This window comes from Bacteroides sp. ZJ-18 (assembly GCF_011038705.2).
GTDB lineage: Bacteria > Bacteroidota > Bacteroidia > Bacteroidales > Bacteroidaceae > Bacteroides > Bacteroides hominis.
In genome coordinates this window covers 4,704,688-4,722,712 of sequence record NZ_CP072198.1, presented here as the reverse complement: position 1 = coordinate 4,722,712, position 18,025 = coordinate 4,704,688, and the positions used below count along the sequence as shown (strand labels likewise).

Below are 18,025 nucleotides of genomic sequence, written 5' to 3'. Positions count from 1 at the left end.
AACCTAAATCCCCTTTGTCTTGAATATCCTTTTCATCATATTGGCTTTTGTCATCTCTGCTTCGATTGCCCGGCTTATCATTCCCCGCATCCTGCTTATCTCTTTGCGGAAGAAGCTTTTCGATATGCCGAGTGAGCGCAAGGTTCATAAACGTGCCATTCCCCGTTTGGGCGGTGTCTCTTTCTTTCCCACCATCCTGTTATCCTCTTGCGGTGTGTTCGCACTTCGCATCCTGATGGGTTATGATGTTCCTGCCCTCCGTGCGGTGTACTTGCTGCCCGAGTGCATGTTTCTGGTCTGTGGGATGACTTTGCTTTATCTGACGGGTATCGCCGATGACCTTGTCGGAGTACGCTACCGTCAGAAATTTGTGATCCAGATCATCTGTGCCTCGTTTTTTCCCCTGGCCGGCCTTTGGATCAATAACTTCTACGGGCTTTTCGGTCTGTATGCCCTTCCTGCCTGGATAGGTATGCCTTTTACGGTTCTTCTGGTTGTCTTTGTCACCAATGCCATCAATCTGATTGACGGTATCGACGGTCTTGCTTCCGGTCTGAGCAGCGTTGCTCTGCTTGTCTTCGGCTTCCTGTTCATGCAGAAAGAACTTTGGACGTACAGCATGCTCGCCTTTGCCACGTTCGGTGTGCTGGTCCCTTTCTTTTACTATAACGTCTTCGGCAGTGCGGAACGTGCCCGTAAGATTTTTATGGGTGATACGGGTAGCCTGACTTTGGGCTATGTGCTCTCTTTCCTTGCCATCAAATACAGCCAGTACAATCCGGATGTCACCCCGTATACCGAAGGTGCTTTCGTGATTGCTTTCAGTACGCTGATTGTCCCGGCATTCGACGTGATCCGTGTGGTGATGGTTCGTGTTCGCAGTGGCAAGAGCCCTTTCGAACCGGACAAGAACCATATTCATCATAAGTTCCTGGCAATGGGTTTCACACCAAGAAAGGCGATGATAACGATCTTGCTGATTTCTTGTGCATTTAGTGCGGTGAATATTCTGTTGGTTCCGGTGGTTGACAACACGGTGATGCTTTTGGCGGATATTGCTGTGTGGGTGGGACTGAATTTATGGTTTGACAGGGTAAGAGATAAAAAACAGAAATAAGAAAAATAATTATACGATATGTCTCAAAAAGATCTATTGAAGCAACAAATTCTCGATTTAACCCGGGAATACTACAAAGAGGTTCACGGACAATCCCAATTCTTTGAACCCGGTAAGAGTTTTGTCAACTACGGTGGCCGTTATTTCGATGACCGCGAACTGGTGAATCTGGTTGACTCCTCCCTTGATTTCTGGCTGACCGCCGGTCCTTGGGCCCGGAAGTTTGAAATCCGTTTTGCCGAATGGCTGGGTGTGAAGTATTGCTCCCTGACCAATTCGGGCTCTTCGGCCAACCTTCTCGCCTTTATGGCCCTGACCTCCCCGCAGTTGGGTGAGCGCAGGATCAGGCGGGGCGATGAAGTGATCACGGTAGCCTGCGGCTTTCCCACAACGGTGACCCCCTGCATCCAGTATGGTGCTATTCCCGTTTTCGTGGATGTGACTGTGCCGGAATATAATATTGACGTGACTCAACTGGAAGCCGCATTATCTCCCAAAACTAAAGCGGTAATGATTGCTCACTCTTTGGGTAACCCGTTTGATTTGCAGGCTGTCAAAGATTTCTGTGATAAACATAACCTCTGGTTGGTAGAGGATAATTGCGATGCCCTTGGCTCTACTTATACAATCGGTGGTGTGGAAAAGAAAACAGGTACGATCGGCCATATCGGTACGAGCAGTTTCTATCCTCCGCACCACATGACGATGGGTGAGGGCGGTGCTGTCTATACCGATGATCCTCTGCTGCACAAACTGGTGAACTCTTTCCGTGACTGGGGCCGTGACTGCTGGTGTATCGGGGGCGTTGACAACACGTGCAAATATCGTTTCAGCAAACAGTTCGGCGACCTTCCGGTAGGTTACGACCATAAATATGTCTATTCCCATTTCGGGTATAACCTGAAAGTGACCGATATGCAGGCCGCCATCGGCTGTGCCCAGCTTGAGAAGCTGGACTCCATTGTCGAAGCCCGGCGGTCGAATTTCGCCTACCTGAAAGAAGGCCTTGCGGGTACATCTGGCCTTATCCTTCCCGAAGCGCAGAAGAACTCCGACCCGAGCTGGTTCGGTTTCCTCATCTCGGTGAAGGAAGATGCTGGCTTCACCCGTAACGACCTTTCCCAACACCTGGAGAGCAGGAAGATCCAGACACGCAACCTGTTTGCGGGCAATCTTCTGAAGCATCCCGCCTTTGATGAAATGCGCTCCACGGGTGAGGGCTACCGCGTAATCGGCAATCTGGAAGGTACTGATTACGTTATGAATCATACCCTCTGGATCGGTGTCTATCCGGGCATGACCCGTGTCATGCTCGACCACATGATCGGTACGATCCGTGACTTTGTCTCTTCCCGCAAGTAATTTCCGGTTATTAACCTTCAGTAATCTGTCAAGCATAATGAAAGCCGTCATTTTAGCCGGTGGCTTCGGCACCCGCCTGAGCGAAGCCACTAACCTGATCCCCAAACCTATGGTGGAGATCGGTGGTAAACCCATCCTCTGGCATATCATGAAAACCTACAGCCATTACGGCATCAACGATTTCGTGATCTGCTGCGGTTATAAACAATATATCATCAAGGAGTATTTCGCCAACTATTTCCGTCATAACAGCGATATGACCGTGGACCTTTCCAACAATACGACCACCATTCTGGACAACCATTCCGAGAACTGGAAAGTCACGATGGTCGATACCGGGCTGAATACCCAAACGGGCGGACGTATCCGGCGTGTACAGAAATATCTCGGGAACGAACGTTTCCTGCTGACCTATGGTGACGGTGTCACCGACCTGAACATCGGTGATACCCTGAAGGCTCACGAGTCTTCGGGCTGCCTCCTTTCCCTTACGGCCTACAAACCCGGTGGTAAGTTCGGCGCCTTGCAGCTTGATCTCGATACGGACAAGGTCCTCTCTTTCCAGGAGAAGCCCGACGGGGACCGTAATTGGGTCAATGCGGGCTATTTTGTGTGTGAACCCGAAGTGTTCGATTATATCCCTGAGGGTGACTCCACCATCTTTGAGCGTCAGCCCCTCGAGTCTATAGCCAAGGCGGGCCGGATGCACGCTTTCCGCCATACGGGTTTCTGGAAACCGATGGATACTCTGAGAGACAATACAGAATTGAATGAAATGTGGGATCAGGGAGTCGCTCCCTGGAAAGTGTGGTAAGCCGTATGGGAATTGATATATTTGATAATTTTTATCGGGGCAAACGCGTCCTTGTCACTGGTCATACGGGTTTTAAAGGTAGCTGGCTCTCCATCTGGTTGCATGAATTGGGGGCCGAGGTGATTGGTGTGGCTCAAGACCCTTTTACGGCTCGAGACAATTTCGTACTTTCCGGTATCGGCGAGAAAATTAAGGCCGACCTTCGTGCCGATATCCGCAATGGTGAGCGTATAAAGGCTATCTTTCAGGAATATCAACCTGAGATTGTTTTTCATCTTGCTGCCCAACCTCTGGTTCGCTTGAGTTATGACATCCCTGTTGAAACCTACGAAACCAATGTAATGGGAACAATCCATGTTCTTGAGGCAGTCCGTTCTACGGATAGCGTGAAGGTAGGTGTGATGATTACCACAGATAAATGTTACGAGAATAAAGAGCAAATCTGGGGCTATCGTGAAAACGAGCCTATGGGCGGTTATGACCCTTATTCCAGTAGCAAGGGAGCCGCTGAGATCGCGATTGCTTCGTGGCGTCGCTCTTTCTTTCACCCCGAGCAATACGATAAACACGGAAAATCCATCGCCAGTGTAAGAGCTGGTAACGTTATCGGTGGTGGAGACTGGGCTTTAGACCGTATCATTCCGGACTGCATCAAGGCTTTGGAATCTGGAGCGGCTATCAATATCCGAAGTCCGAAAGCTATCCGTCCCTGGCAGCATGTACTTGAACCGCTGAGTGGCTATATGCTGCTTGCGCAGAAGATGTGGAGTGATCCTACGAGATATTGTGAAGGCTGGAACTTCGGTCCGAGAGCCGAGTCAATCTCTACTGTATGGGATGTGGCTACGGAAGTAGTGAATAATTACGGTTCCGGTGAACTTCGTGACCTTTCTGATCCGCATGCGTTGCATGAAGCGAAGTTGTTGATGCTGGATATTTCGAAGGCAAAATTCCGTTTAGGTTGGGAACCGAAGATGAATATTGAGCAGACGGTTGAGTTGACGGTGGACTGGTATAAAAGATACCGGGAAGAAGAGGTATATGATGTTTGTGTTGACCAGATAGTTAATTTTATACAGAAATAAGATGGAAACAGTATTTCTGATTGGAGGGAGCGGCTTTATCGGCAAGAACCTGGCACAATATCTGTCTCAAAAATATCATGTGCATGTATTTGATAAGTATATTGATCAGCCCTTCTTTACATCTTGTCCCTCCATTGAAACAACGGAACTGGATTTGGTAAGTCAACGGATCCCACAGGATGTACCATCACCTGATTATATCATAAATCTTGCTTCGATAGTGACGGCGGAGCGGAATATGTCTTTGTTTGATGAACTAATTTCGTCCAACTTAAAGATCCTTCTCAATTTGTATGAACGTTTCAAAGAAGAATCCTCGTTGAAACTTTTTGTTCAGTTCGGCAGTTCTGAAGAGTATGGTTCTGAACAATCTCCCTTTCGGGAGGAAGACCGTGAGTGTCCTAACTCTCCGTATGCCTTGGTCAAGCAATTGACAACCAATACATCCATGATGTTGTATCGGAATTATGGCTTTCCGATAATGGTTGTCCGACCCGGTAATTTGTTTGGTCCGCTTCAGAATAAGGATAAATTCATCCCCTATGTTGTCGGACAACTGAGATCCGGGCTTCCTTTGAATGTTTCCCCCTGTGAACAGAAAAGAGATTTTATTTATGTGGATGACTTCTCTTGTGCAATAGAATCCCTTTTACAGAACCATTTCAAATGTCTTGGGGAGATTGTGAACGTGAGTAGCGGAGAAAGTATTTCTTTGAAACAGATTATCGAGCATTGTAAAGCATATCTTCACTCGTCATCGGATGTGAATTACGGTGCTTTACCCTATCGGGAGAATGAAGCTATGGATCTTAAATGCTCCATAGCTAAACTATCATCAATAACGGGATGCAATATCCATTTTGATAACGAAAAAAGACTAACTGATTATTTAAAACAATAACTATGAAGTATTTGATAACCGGCGGATGCGGTTTTATAGGGAGCAATCTTGCAGCGGAGGTGCTAAAGAGAGGTGAAGAACTCTTTGTCTTGGACAATTTATTTCGTTATGGCAGCAGCTCAAATCTTGAGTGGTTACGTACGAAAGGTGACTTTACATATTATCCTTATGATACCCGCAATACCAACGATGTCGAAACGGTAATAAAGGAGGTGCAGCCGGATTATATTTTTCATTTGGCGGGCCAGGTTGCGATGACCACCTCCATCTCCAATCCTCGGTTGGACTACGAAACAAATGCTTTGGGAACATTCAATTTACTGGATGCTGTCCGTAAGTATTCTCCGGATTCTGTAATCCTGTATTCTTCGACGAATAAGGTTTACGGTGATTTTGAGTATTTGCATTTCAGGGAAGAGTCTACCCGTTATGTTTGCGAAGAATACCCTAATGGCTTTCCTGAATCGATTTCTTTGGATTTTCACTCTCCTTACGGTTGTTCGAAGGGTTGTGCCGATCAATACCTGCTGGACTTCCATCGTATCTATGGTTTAAAGACGATTGTTTTCCGTCATTCTTCCATGTACGGCAGTAATCAGCACGCTACCTACGATCAGGGGTGGATTGGCTGGTTCTGTCAGAAAGCTCTGGAGATCAAGAACCATACTTTGCAAGAACCTTTTACAATCTCGGGTACCGGTAAACAGGTCCGTGATGTTCTTCATGGTGAGGATGTTGTGAATTTGTATTTTACAGCAAAGGACATTGACAAAGCTTATGGCGAGGTGTTTAATATTGGAGGTGGTATAGAAAATAGTCTTTCTTTGTTGGAACTGTTTGATTTGCTTGAGAATAAACTTGATATTGAGATGATCTATACTCAATTACCTTGGCGGGAGAGTGATCAGAAGGTTTTCGTGGCGGATATTGAAAAAGCTACAAGGATTTTGGGATGGGAACCGAAGGTATCGAAAGAAGCAGGGATAGAGTTGATGATTAATTGGTTAAAACTATGATAGTATTGTCAATATTAATTCCTACTTATAATCGGTGTAAAAAACTCCTTAAATTGTTAGATTTCCTTGAGTTAGAATTATCTTTTTGCGAAAAAAAAATTGAAGTTATTATAGGAGATAATGCTTCTACAGATATTACCTATGAAGAGGTATGCCAACATAGTCTATTAGATAATGAAAATGTTTTCATATATCGTAATTCAACAAACTTGGGTCTTGTTGGTAATTTGATAGAACTTTGTAAAAGGGCTAATGGTGAATATATTTGGTTCATGGGAGATGATGATATATATAGAACTGGGATTGTTACTAAAGCTTTAGGAGGAATCAGCAACGAACCAGCATTGGTCTTTTTAAACCATGAAGCTTATGTGGAAGGTCAAAAAGGATATTCTGGTTTTACTTCTGCAATCAGTGCTGGGTGTAAGGAGGTATACGAAGATGGAAAAGTTGGAATTTCTGATATTTGGCATTGTTCCGAGACCTCGTTAATGTTTATTAGTTGTTTGATTTACTCGCGAAAGTTGTTTCTGGAAGCTGTTTCTGTAAATCTTAATGTTAATTTGGCATCTCCATTGTTTTACTCATTATATGTTGGTGGAAAGGGTAAATTGTGTGTGGTGAAGGAGGTAATGTTAGAGAATGTGTGGGGTAATATTTCTTGGAGTGCAGAATCTGAAAAAATCTTTTTTAAATATATTCCACGTATTCTTTTTTCGTGCATTAATTATGGATATAGCTATAAAATTATAGTAAGTATGCTTCTTAAATATTTGAAAAATAAGAAGAAAGGATTTGTTAAATATTTGTTGAAATAATTATATGACATAGATATGAATATATTGGGAGTTCTTAAAACTTATTTTTTGCAAGACAAGGTTATCATGTACTCAATGCTTGGTACTGTATGGCGTATCTTGTTTGCTCCTGTATCTTTATATTTAATTTCGATAAAATTAACCCCTGAATTACAAGGGTTTTATTATCTTTTTTTCTCAATTGCAGGATTACAGCAAATTGCTGAAGTTGGTTTTTCTCATACCCTCATACAAGGTATCTCTTATGAAATGAATAAAGTTTGGTTTAATAATAAAAGATTGGAGGGGTGTTCTGATGGGATCGATAATATAGTGGAGACCATGAGGCTGGGCTTTTTTTGGTATATGCTTTTAGCTTTATTATGCATGTTGATAGTTTATCCTATTGGAATTTTTATTATGAAGGATGGTGCAATTAACATAGTCTCTTCGGAGTGGTTTTTTCCATGGTCTGTTTTTATTTCTTTTTTTTCGTTGAATTTATTGTTCTATCCTGTTAATTTCTTTTTTGAGGGTATTCAAGAATTGAAGATGATTTATAAGGTTAGATTTGTAATACAAGTATTTAGTAGTCTTTTTTTTGTTGGACTTTTATTTTTTGATTATGGATTATTAAGTATAATTTCTTTCTCTGTGATTAGCTTTTTAGTAAATCTTATTGTTCTTTTCATGCCTTATAAGGCTATTTTTATAAACTTTATATTTAAAATACCATCCAAAAAGTTTATTCGTAAAATTTTAAATTGGCAATTAAAAGTAGGCTTTGTGTGGTGTACTGGATATTTGTATTGGCAATTACCTACTATTGTAATATTTTCTGTGTTAGGTCCTGTGATATCTGGACAATATAGTATGACTGCTAATTTGATAAATTCAATTATGGGAGTTGGACAAGTTTTTGTAAAAACGAAAGCTGCCATAATTGGTCATTTACGTGCTTCTAATAAAATATTGGAAGCTATTGATTTGTATAAAAAGAATTGTAGATTATCATATTTAATAGTTGTAGTTGGAATTCTTTTGTTGTTTTCAATATGGATTATATTCCCTTCATTTTCTATATTTAATAGAATGTTTCCATTTGAACAATCTCTTATTTTGTCATTAGTATTTGGTATAAATATGATAACTATAAATCAAGCGATGTTTGCAAGATGTAGTAAAGAAGAACCTTTTTTTAAATTATCCATTTTTGTAAATATTGTTTTTCCTATTCTCTTGTTAGCATGCCTATATATAGCACCAAATACATGGGCAATTGTTTTTGCTTTTCTATTGCTGCATTTTATTGAATTATTTTGGGGAAATCTATTGTTTTCTAGACTTATTAATAACTTATTAAAGAGCTGATTTTGTGATGGAAAATATAAAGGATGGAGTTAGTGTTATCATTTGCTGTTTTAATAGTTCCTGGGTTATTGAAAAAACTTTAGAAGGTCTTTTAAATCAAAAAAATATAAACTCTATTGATTATGAAATAATAGTGGTTGATAATTGCTCTAATGATAATACGGATAGACTTGTAAAGAGTGTTTTTGAAACTTATCCTGAAATACAAACAAAGTTAATTTATGAATCTCAGCCAGGATTAATTTTTGCGAGAAATTCTGGAATAGAAGCATCTCGATATTCTTATTTATTATTTTGTGATGATGATAATATTCTGTGTGAAAATTATGTTGAAACAGCCTATCGTATTTTAAGTACAAATGATAGAATTGCAGCTTGTGGAGGTTATGGGATACCCTATTTTTTTAATTGTTCGAAACCTATATGGTTTGATGAATATAAAAAAGCTTATGCTACAGGAAAGCAGAAACTTGATCAAAGGTACCTTTATGGAGCTGGATGTTGCTTCAATAAACGAGCATTGTTAAAATTATTTTCACTCGATTATAAACCTTTGTTGACTGGTAGGAAAAAAACTGCACTGCTTGCAGGAGATGATTCTGAATTAACTAAAGCATTGATAAGTATTGGTTATAGCTTATGTCCTCTAGATAATATCTATTTTTATCATATATTGACCTCTAAGAGATTAACAAAGCAGTATTTGATTAATATGCATATTGGTTTTGGAAAAGCGGCTTTAGTATTAGATGTTTATGATCAGATTATTAAGAAGAAAACATTTAGCAAATATGTCTATTTGTCTTTTTTTATTAGGGATGTCTTTAAAACTTGTCTTTGGTGTATTTTTAGATTAAAAGGAGGTTTGAGATCTCAGGTGGCTTATAAATTTTATTTAGGGAAGCTCTCTTCTTATAATTTATTTAATTTTTCTATGTTGTATAAGCAGTATGAATTATTGTATGAAGCTGGGAAAGAAAAGTAATCCCTTAGTTACCATTATTACAGTTTGTTATAATGCCGAAACTACTATTGAAAAAACAATTCTTAATGTAATTAATCAGACTTATGCTGATATAGAATATATTATAATTGATGGGGGAAGTAACGATGGAACGATAGAGATAATAAATAAATATGCAAATAAAATATCATATTGGATGAGTGAACCAGATAGGGGGATATATGATGCTATGAATAAAGGAATAAAGCTGGCTAAAGGTGATTGGGTCAGTTTTATGAACAGTGGTGATTCATTTTATTCATTAGATACTGTAGAAGATGTTGTGCAATTTATCAGGGAGGAGTATGATGTTATTTATGGAAGTGTGAATGTTGTGTGTGATTCGTTTTCGAAGATTATACATCCTAAAATGAAAGCTTCTAAAAAAAATCCAATGCCTTTTAATCATCAGTCTGTTTTTGTAAAAACAGTTCTATTACAAAAATATCCTTTTGATTTATCTTTCAAATATGCTGCTGATTACGATTTCTTTTGCCGGATATTCGATTTTTCCAAATATGTTTTTTTTGATAAAGTTATAGCAACGTATGACATTAGTGGGGTTTCTTCTGTAAACGGTATAGGAGTTAATAGAGAAAGGATAAAAGCTAATCCATGCTTTTATAATTATTATATACAGATGCTCTGTGTTCGTAATTATATAATAAGAAAAATATTGACATCTTTGAAAATGGATAAAATGTTAAATCTATTAAGAAAATGTGTGTATTGAATACGAAAACAAAAACAATTGGTGTCATTGTTACTGTTTATAATAAAGAAAAATTTTTGAATCGTGCTTTAGATTCTCTATTGGAACAGTCTGATTATCCTGAAGAATTGATTATTGTTGATGATTGTAGTGCGGATTATTCTAAAGAAATAGTAATGCAACTATTTCCTCTTCTAAAAGCGAAGATTTCTCTCTGCACATTTATTGATTTATCTGTTAATGTAGGTGCAGCAGAGGCGCGTAATGTGGCATTGAGGAAAATTAATACAGATTATGTCGTGTTTTTAGATGCCGATGATAGATATGATAGTAGTTATATTCGTAATTTGAGAAGTATTCTGTTGACATTTGAAGATGTTTCCATGATTGCGTCTAAAGTACATTTAGATAGCTCTTGTGTTGAATATCCTTCAAATCGAGTTTTAAAATATTTATCTTTTATACCACCATTTTTCTTAGTCCAGGAGCCTTTTAAAGCTTTGGCAATTGAGAGTTTATTTGTAGGAGGTGGGAATCTCTGTTTTAAAAAAGATAATATGCCTAAGGAGCTTTTTGATCCTAATGAACGTAACTTTGAAGAGTGGGATTTTTATTATCGGATACTGAAGATAACACAGGATAAAAAAGAATTATTTGTATATAATCCTAATGTTAGTTATTACTATAATGATGTAGATGAATTATCTTTGTCTCGCAAATATATAACTTCTTACAAGGATATTACTATCCCTAAATTGATAACAAGATTAAATTTGTCAGAGGAGCGTCCATATAGAGCGTTATTAATTTCGATATGGTTCTATAATTCAGTGTACCGTTTGAAATCATATAAATCAAAATACTTATTTATATTATCGAATATTAAGTTATTGAGAAAATCGGCTCGTAATCGCTATATTTTAGGAGTCTTTCTTAAATTATTTATACCTGATGTCTTTTTAATGAAGATAGTAAAGGAATATAAAAAATATCGATTTACGAGATGCTGACTATTATCTCTCTAATCTTCTCTTATGTATATTTTAAAATAGATGTTACAGAGAAGAAAGTACTTGCTATTCCTTCTATTCTTTTTATTATACTTTATGCACTAAGTTTTGATTTACAATCATGGCATGATTTAACGAATATAACTTTTCTTTTTACTCGTCCTCATTTTGCTTTTGAAAACTATATTCTTTTTGGAGGTACACTTCTTTCTTTTGCTATAGCAATTGCATCTGTTGATTATGTAAAAGTTAAAGTGCGGAAGAATAAAATGGTTTATTCAATAAGTAAGATGCGTAAGTTATATTATATTTTTTCTTTTTTTTCATTATGTGCTTTTATTATAAATATGCTTCGTGTCTTTCGAGGAGGTGGAATAGAACTCATGTTTATTGCGCCAAGGGCATATGAATATTTGTTTGGAGATAGCTTTATTATCAACTATATTTATTTTTTAAATGTTCCAGCACTATGTCTCTTTGTATATTTAAAGCATAATGGTGAAAAGTTGTCTGGAGGATTTATTCTGAATATATTGCTTGTCCTGATCTCTTTTTTTCATGGTATAAAATTTACAATATTTGATACAATATTGTATCCTACTTGCTTTTATTATATGCTAAAGGATAGGGTATCTTTAAAACCTTTAATTTATATCTCATTGATACTTTTAGGAGTATTTTCATTATTTTCTATATTTGTACGAGGAGGAGATGATAAATCTCCACTTCTTTCAATAGCTTCATATATATTTCCAAATTTTTATAATTTGGCTTATAGTATTGAAGTGGAACCAATACAATTTGGTCATATTACCCCTTTATTTTTACCTGATAAATTTTTTGATCCCACTACTGAAATAACCATAGGAAATCCTGTTTCAGGTTTTGTATTAAATGATTCATATAATATGTATACAGTGTTGCATACATTATTTTCCGCTTTCAATTTTATGGGACCTTTGTTCTTTATCCCTTTGTTTATACTTCAATATATTGTATATAAAAGGAGAAATGATTCCATAATATACCTCTTTTTAGCTACATATATGTTTTTCTGTATGTTGTTTTATTTTTATTTTTATGCTTATATGAAATTTAAGAATGTATATTATGTGTTAGTTTTTTGTTTAATTCATTCTCTCTGTAAAAAGAGAACTAATATTATATAGCGAGAGTATGAAAAAGATTCTTTTTATGGGAAATACCGCTTGGAGTATGTATAATTTTAGACGTGTGGTATTTTCTGATTTGCTCTCTCTTGATTACATTATTTATATTGTAGCTCCTTTGGATATAAAATTTCAAGAAGAATTGGAGAAGTTAGGGTGTAAGTTTATCTCTTTAGAGATAAAAGCTAAAGGAACTAATCCTTTTAGGGATTTTATTTTAATTTTTCAGATAAAAAAGATTTTGGAAAAGGTTCAACCTGACTTTTGTTTTTTTTACACTATAAAACCTAATATTTATGGGAGTATTGCAGCTTCAATGTTGCGCATCCCACATATTGCAATTATTACGGGATTAGGTTATACTTTTATTAATCATAATCTAATATCGTATATTGCTAAGTGTTTATATAAAATAGCTTTGGTTAAGGCTAAAGAAGTATGGTTTCTAAATCAAGATGATAAAGAGACTTTTGTTTCAAAAAAGATTGTAAAAAGAACTAAAGTGCGGCTGTTGCCAGGAGAAGGTATTGATCTAAACCGTTTTAGTAAGAAACCTATGGTGCTGGATGTTTCTTTTTTATTGATGGCTCGTATGTTGTGGGATAAAGGTATCGGAGAGTTTGTAGAAGCTGCCAAATTTATAAAGCAAAGATATCCTGATACAAGGTTCTGCTTATTGGGGTTTATTGGAGTTGATAATCCCACTGCAATTCCTAAAGAACAGATAGAAGAATGGTGTTCTATGGGACTTGTTGAGTATTTGGGAGTAACTTCAGATGTTAGACCTTTTATAGAGAACTGTTCTTGTGTCGTATTGCCTTCATATCGGGAAGGAGTTCCAGTATCCTTACTTGAAGGAGCTGCTATGGGACGCCCTTTGATAACTACGGATGTTGCAGGATGTAAGGAAGCTGTAGAAGATACTGTAAATGGCTATTTATGTAAAGTCAAGGATGTTGAGACATTAGTTTCCGCAATGGAGAAGATTATTTTAATGAGTATGGAACAAAGAGTTATCATGGGAGAAGCTGGGCGTGTAAAAATGCAGTGTGAGTTCGATATAAAATTAGTAACTGAGAGATATATTAATACTTTACATTATTATTTAGGATTCTAGTCAATGATTCTCTCTTCTTTGGTACATACCGATTTTCAGCCTTATTTATTACTTAATACGGATGCATGGGCTTTACCTGGGGATAAGGCGTTGGAATTGTTGGTTTATCTTGAACAGCAAGGTGTCAGGCAGATCTACTGTGTACCTCCGGTAAAGGTGGAAAATGGAGGGAATGCTTTTTCTTTTCTGAAAGATGCCTTTCAATATTTACAGCAGCAATACTCCGGTAATATCTCTCTGCGTTTGTCGGCAAGATATCGTTTGGATGAAGGATTTCCGGCTTTGTTGGAGAAGGGAGATTTGTTGACGATAGGAGGGGGGAAGGAGTTACTGGTAGATGTGTCTCCTTTAAAACAGCCGGAAGGACTCAGTGAGATGATTCATGCCATCTGCCGGTCGGGTTATATCCCTGTTCTGATGCAACCGGAACGTTCACTTTATTGGGGAACGGAAGACTATCTGCACTTGCGGGAATCGGGATGCAGGCTGATGCTGAATCTATATTCCTTGTTCGGTTACAATGGTGACGGAGCGTTGAATTACAGCCGTATGTTGTTGAAAAAGGAGTGGTATACATATCTCTGTTCGGGTAGGGAGGATACAAAGGTGATGCGATATAGTGAATCGTTTTCGATGGAGGATGATGACGATTTGGCGATGAAATTGCAGGAGATAGAAAGAAACAGCAGGCTGTTGTGGTCTGCTATGGAAAACGGGTAACGGTGGTTATTCGTGTTTTAGGCGGCAGCCGGGATTACTGTAACAGGTGATTCCGGCTGTTTTTATATAATATCTTTGAATCTGTTGAGAAGTCAGTAAATAAAAAAATAGATTGGATTTATATATATTTAAATAACATATGGGTAACAGGGCGGACGCTCAATAAGTATAACATCTTATTAGGGTTGTATTATTTCCTAAATATGTAGTCCCTTCCCTGTATTTTTCAATATTTCCTGCTCCTTTTGTCTGTGTGTAATATAATTCATTACATTTGTTTTTTACTATATTAAATCCATATCGCAATATGACCATTCAAGCATTTTCAGCTATTATTCCTGATGTAAGAGATGATAAGAATAAAATATATCAGTCTAACGAAATAGTGTTCATCGCCCTAGTCGCTGTTATCTGCGGTGCTGATACGTGGAACGAAATAGAAACATTCGGAAAAACACATGAATCATATTTCAAGGCTCGTCTTCCGGGCTTGGTTTCTATTCCTTCTCATGATACCTTGAGCCGTTTCTTCTCCATATTGGATATCGATTGGTTTGAAGAATGTTTCAGGTTGTGGGTTGATGACATCTGCCGTAGAATCCCCGGAGTGGTAGCTATTGATGGAAAAGCCATTTGTGATAATCCCGATAAAAGTAGTAACTCAAAAAATGGAGTGAGAAGTAAACTCTACATGGTCAGTGCCTGGTCTGTATCTAAGGGTATTTGCCTTGGGCAAAGAAAAGTAGAAGAAAAATCGAATGAAATAAAAGCTATCCCCGAGCTGATAAAGACACTGGATCTTGAGAATTGTATCATAACCATTGATGCTATCGGCTGTCAGAAATCAATCACTAAACTAATAATAGAGAACAAGGCTGACTATATTTTATGTGCCAAAGATAATCACGAAGCACTCAGGGATATAATAGAGTTTAATCTTAGTGAGGAATCGAGATACTATTTATGTCACGCAAAAAGGTACTTTGAGGAAAACAAAGGGCATGGAAGAAGTGAATACAGAGAATGTGTATGCATAAGCGCTAAAAATCTTCAGTATTTTCTCAAAGGCTGGACGGGAATCAAGACATTGGCAATGATAAATTCTATTAGAAAAATGGGGGATAAAGAGGCTGTCATGGAAACAAGGTATTATATATCATCATTGGAACCTGACCCGATTATCATACTCAAATCGATTAGATCACACTGGGAGGTTGAAAATAACCTACATTGGGTACTTGATATAGGATTCAGAGAAGATGATGACAGGAAAACAGGAAATGCAGCTATCAACTTTTCTGCCATATCAAAGTTAGCACTCATGCTATTGAAACAGAGTGACATCAAACTGGGAATGGCAGGAAAGAGGAAAGCATGTGGATGGGATGAGAAAATAAGAGATAAAGTCATTGGTATTGAAAAAATATAGAAAATGATAAGATGTTATATTTATTGAGCGTCCGCCCTGTATGGGTAAGCATTCGGTCTACCCCGTATTTTTTGTCCCTCTTTTCTCCGCCACCTTTGCCCCCAAAAAGTTATGTAGAATCTTAAAGAGTTCGAATCAATCTATTCGCGCTATGAAAGTAGCGGTTTAAAAGTTCGTGATTTCTGTACGAACGAAGTAATCAATGAAGCTAAATTCTATTATTGGCAAAAGAAGTTGCGTGCCTCGAAGTAACTTTATTGGGGTGTAAAACTTGAAATGGTCATCTATTGATTTCACGAAATAGTCGCGAAGATTTCTTTTAAGAATTCTGCAAGCAAATCCGACATCAACAGTAATGAAGTTATCTTCAATATCTATTATAAAGCCATTAAGAATGTCTCCAGCTTTGGCATTTGAAACAAGTCTCTTGCGAGAGTTCTCCAATAGACATTTTGGCATTAATTCCATCAACATCTACTGTAAAACCAAAGTATTGACTCTAATTTATAATCGTGCCAACAATGCTTTTATAATTTCGATAACAAGCGTACAGATTTTTCTATTTCTGTACTTCAGTAATATTATCGGGAAAATTTCTTTTTCTCATATAATCATAAGCTTATAATTCATAATATGCTCTCGTTCCTGAGTGATTCCCAATAAGGTTGCAACCGCTCTCTTATCAATAGGCCGACAGTCTGAAAATCTATGGATTCCGGGTATTTTATTTTACGCAGAAAGCCATTCCAGAAAGATTGGCGCTCTTTTGATGCGAAAAACTCTTCGGTAAACAAGGGGTGATTCTCCCGACAACCTGTTTCCCTATTTGTAAAAGTGGATTTAATGGCATCCGACAGAATTTCATCGTCCGCTCTGTCTGTCACCAAAATGCGATAGACATCAAAGAAGTCTTTCATACGACTATTGGCCAGAGAGAGCACTATCATGGCATGAAACTTCTCCGCAACGACAGTCTCTAATGAGTAAGCCTTTATCTCCGCCTGTGGCACGGTATCAATCAATGCCGGAAAAGCCAGTTCTTGAGGTGCAGGAGTAACGACATCTCCAAAACCTATGTCCATAGATACGCGCTGACGGGCAGTATCAAGATGAGCAACGACAGAAACCCGAACTCCGTGATATTCCTTGTTTACCGTTATATCCTCCGCTTCTACAGTATCAGCGTCATAGCTGGCTCCGTCAGGAGCACATTCTACATTGCATATTTCTTTGATAATTCGTTTGATGTTCTCCTTATCATTGTTGATACGGGTCGCCGTAAAGTCTATATCCAAGGTCGGACGGGCTTCAAAGCGGTCGTGAGCATAGAGCAACGCACCGCCCTTTAGGATAAAACGCTCACGGTAGTTGCTGATGGACAAGCGATAAAGCAGCCGTTCCTGCATATAACGGGAAATCATCATTTGCGGATTGTAGTGTTCCGCTATTGACAGATTAAGCAGCCGTTCCTTAACCGATTTTCCTGAGTTTGTATATGTCTTGCTCATTATAGTATAAATTTTATCAGCTCATCAATTTTTTTACCCACACGCAGCTGCGATGCGTATTCATAGAGACGGGTAATGTCGCGTTCTTTGCGTGACAGATAGTTATTGAATATTTCGGAACTTACATCCAAGCCAATCTTATTCCGATACTTGATGGCATCGCAGACCGATTTTTCCAAATCATACACTTTAACTTTGAAGCCGTCAATCTCCACTTCCACAACCCCAAGCTCGTAAGCCTTTTGTGTCATAAAACTAAGTTCAATAGGCGGGAACACAGGAAGCGTTATCCGTCGTGTACGTTCTACCGCAATGTGGTATGCTTGTGGAATTTGAGTCGTAAGTTCATGGTACGACCATGCGGAATAAAGACACAATACACCGCCTGGTACCAATGTTTCAACATCAATCATTTGTTTGGCCAGTCCGTTATTGAGTGCGTATACGCCTCGGCGCACCCGTACAATCCGCCCGGTTCTCGTACCATACAATAATTGGTCATATAGCGATACCTTTTTGGCTTCCGCTGACGATATGTAGCCGCCATTACGAGTTATATATTCCGTTATATTCATTTCAATTCTCTTATCAACAGCAAAGTTACCACAAATTCTAAAATATGCAGTATATTTGATGTAATAATTGTGATTGAACTATGATTTTCTACCGTCTCATGATTCAGTTCATTGCGGGGCTTTCTATTATTTCTTGATAAGCCCGATAGAATTATGACCGTGCCATTATGAGGTGGTTTCAACCGTACCCACCGTGGGACATCAATGCCAACACCTCGAAATGAAAAGTTTCTTATTAGGTCGTGGGACAAAATAGCGATAAAAGCAGATTGTGGCAGTTTGTAATTACTTTGGGAAACCAGCAAGAAACGGGAACTTT

17 protein-coding genes are annotated in these 18,025 nt (G+C 38.2%); 15 read left to right on the top strand and 2 right to left on the bottom strand.

The features are described from left to right. The first annotated feature begins 19 nt into the window (after positions 1 to 19). From G7Y45_RS19100 to G7Y45_RS19030, 15 genes are all read left to right on the top strand, one after another. Positions 20 to 1,117 carry an MraY family glycosyltransferase gene (locus G7Y45_RS19100; RefSeq protein ID WP_005808196.1) on the top strand — a complete coding sequence of 366 codons (1,098 nt, stop codon included), beginning with the start codon at positions 20 to 22 and terminating at the stop codon, positions 1,115 to 1,117. An 18-nt stretch (positions 1,118 to 1,135) separates the two neighbouring features. Next, positions 1,136 to 2,479, top strand: a complete 1,344-nt coding sequence (gene rfbH / locus G7Y45_RS19095; RefSeq protein WP_165016117.1) for a lipopolysaccharide biosynthesis protein RfbH — start codon at positions 1,136 to 1,138, stop codon at positions 2,477 to 2,479. 37 nt (positions 2,480 to 2,516) lie between these two features. After that, a complete protein-coding gene (rfbF, locus tag G7Y45_RS19090; RefSeq protein ID WP_165016115.1) occupies positions 2,517 to 3,293 on the top strand; it encodes a glucose-1-phosphate cytidylyltransferase in 777 nt (258 codons plus the stop codon). 5 nt (positions 3,294 to 3,298) lie between these two features. After that, positions 3,299 to 4,378 carry a CDP-glucose 4,6-dehydratase gene (rfbG, locus tag G7Y45_RS19085; protein ID WP_165016113.1) on the top strand — a complete coding sequence of 360 codons (1,080 nt, stop codon included), beginning with the start codon at positions 3,299 to 3,301 and terminating at the stop codon, positions 4,376 to 4,378. A 1-nt stretch (position 4,379) separates the two neighbouring features. Next, positions 4,380 to 5,279, top strand: coding sequence for an NAD(P)-dependent oxidoreductase (locus tag G7Y45_RS19080; protein WP_022010995.1), 900 nt, complete (start codon positions 4,380 to 4,382; stop codon positions 5,277 to 5,279). A 2-nt stretch (positions 5,280 to 5,281) separates the two neighbouring features. Then, entirely contained in the window at positions 5,282 to 6,295 is a 1,014-nt protein-coding gene (locus tag G7Y45_RS19075) for an NAD-dependent epimerase/dehydratase family protein (protein WP_032541241.1), read from the top strand. Continuing rightward, a complete protein-coding gene (locus G7Y45_RS19070; RefSeq protein WP_032541242.1) occupies positions 6,292 to 7,113 on the top strand; it encodes a glycosyltransferase in 822 nt (273 codons plus the stop codon). The genes G7Y45_RS19075 and G7Y45_RS19070 overlap by 4 nt, the downstream gene beginning before the upstream one ends. Positions 7,114 to 7,128: 15 nt before the next feature. After that, positions 7,129 to 8,463, top strand: a complete 1,335-nt coding sequence (locus G7Y45_RS19065; RefSeq protein ID WP_165016111.1) for an oligosaccharide flippase family protein — start codon at positions 7,129 to 7,131, stop codon at positions 8,461 to 8,463. A 7-nt stretch (positions 8,464 to 8,470) separates the two neighbouring features. Further along, positions 8,471 to 9,448: a glycosyltransferase gene (locus tag G7Y45_RS19060; protein ID WP_186992911.1), complete on the top strand. Its 978-nt coding sequence runs from the start codon at positions 8,471 to 8,473 to the stop codon at positions 9,446 to 9,448. Next, positions 9,426 to 10,199, top strand: a complete 774-nt coding sequence (locus G7Y45_RS19055; protein WP_206265645.1) for a glycosyltransferase family 2 protein — start codon at positions 9,426 to 9,428, stop codon at positions 10,197 to 10,199. Before G7Y45_RS19060 ends, G7Y45_RS19055 begins: the two co-directional genes overlap by 23 nt. Then, positions 10,196 to 11,188 (top strand): glycosyltransferase family 2 protein, encoded by a 993-nt coding sequence (locus G7Y45_RS19050; protein ID WP_165016104.1) that lies wholly within the window; start codon positions 10,196 to 10,198, stop codon positions 11,186 to 11,188. Before G7Y45_RS19055 ends, G7Y45_RS19050 begins: the two co-directional genes overlap by 4 nt. Beyond that, positions 11,182 to 12,357 (top strand): O-antigen polymerase, encoded by a 1,176-nt coding sequence (locus G7Y45_RS19045; protein ID WP_032539550.1) that lies wholly within the window; start codon positions 11,182 to 11,184, stop codon positions 12,355 to 12,357. Before G7Y45_RS19050 ends, G7Y45_RS19045 begins: the two co-directional genes overlap by 7 nt. A 7-nt stretch (positions 12,358 to 12,364) precedes the next feature. Next, complete coding sequence (locus tag G7Y45_RS19040; RefSeq protein ID WP_233481194.1) at positions 12,365 to 13,474, top strand: glycosyltransferase family 4 protein; 1,110 nt, start codon at positions 12,365 to 12,367, stop codon at positions 13,472 to 13,474. Between the two features lie 3 nt (positions 13,475 to 13,477). Continuing rightward, positions 13,478 to 14,194, top strand: coding sequence for a CpsB/CapC family capsule biosynthesis tyrosine phosphatase (locus tag G7Y45_RS19035; RefSeq protein WP_032539549.1), 717 nt, complete (start codon positions 13,478 to 13,480; stop codon positions 14,192 to 14,194). 307 nt (positions 14,195 to 14,501) lie between these two features. Continuing rightward, on the top strand, positions 14,502 to 15,623 hold the full coding sequence (locus G7Y45_RS19030; protein ID WP_065739790.1) for an ISAs1-like element ISBf9 family transposase: 1,122 nt from the start codon (positions 14,502 to 14,504) through the stop codon (positions 15,621 to 15,623). Positions 15,624 to 16,249: 626 nt separating this feature from the next. Here the strand turns inward: G7Y45_RS19030 and G7Y45_RS19025 are convergent. Together G7Y45_RS19025 and G7Y45_RS19020 are read right to left on the bottom strand one after the other, a co-directional pair. After that, positions 16,250 to 17,131 (bottom strand): nucleotidyl transferase AbiEii/AbiGii toxin family protein, encoded by an 882-nt coding sequence (locus tag G7Y45_RS19025; RefSeq protein WP_022010984.1) that lies wholly within the window; start codon positions 17,129 to 17,131, stop codon positions 16,250 to 16,252. Continuing rightward, entirely contained in the window at positions 17,131 to 17,706 is a 576-nt protein-coding gene (locus tag G7Y45_RS19020; RefSeq protein WP_022010983.1) for a type IV toxin-antitoxin system AbiEi family antitoxin domain-containing protein, read from the bottom strand. The genes G7Y45_RS19025 and G7Y45_RS19020 overlap by 1 nt, the downstream gene beginning before the upstream one ends. Positions 17,707 to 18,025 lie beyond the last annotated feature (319 nt).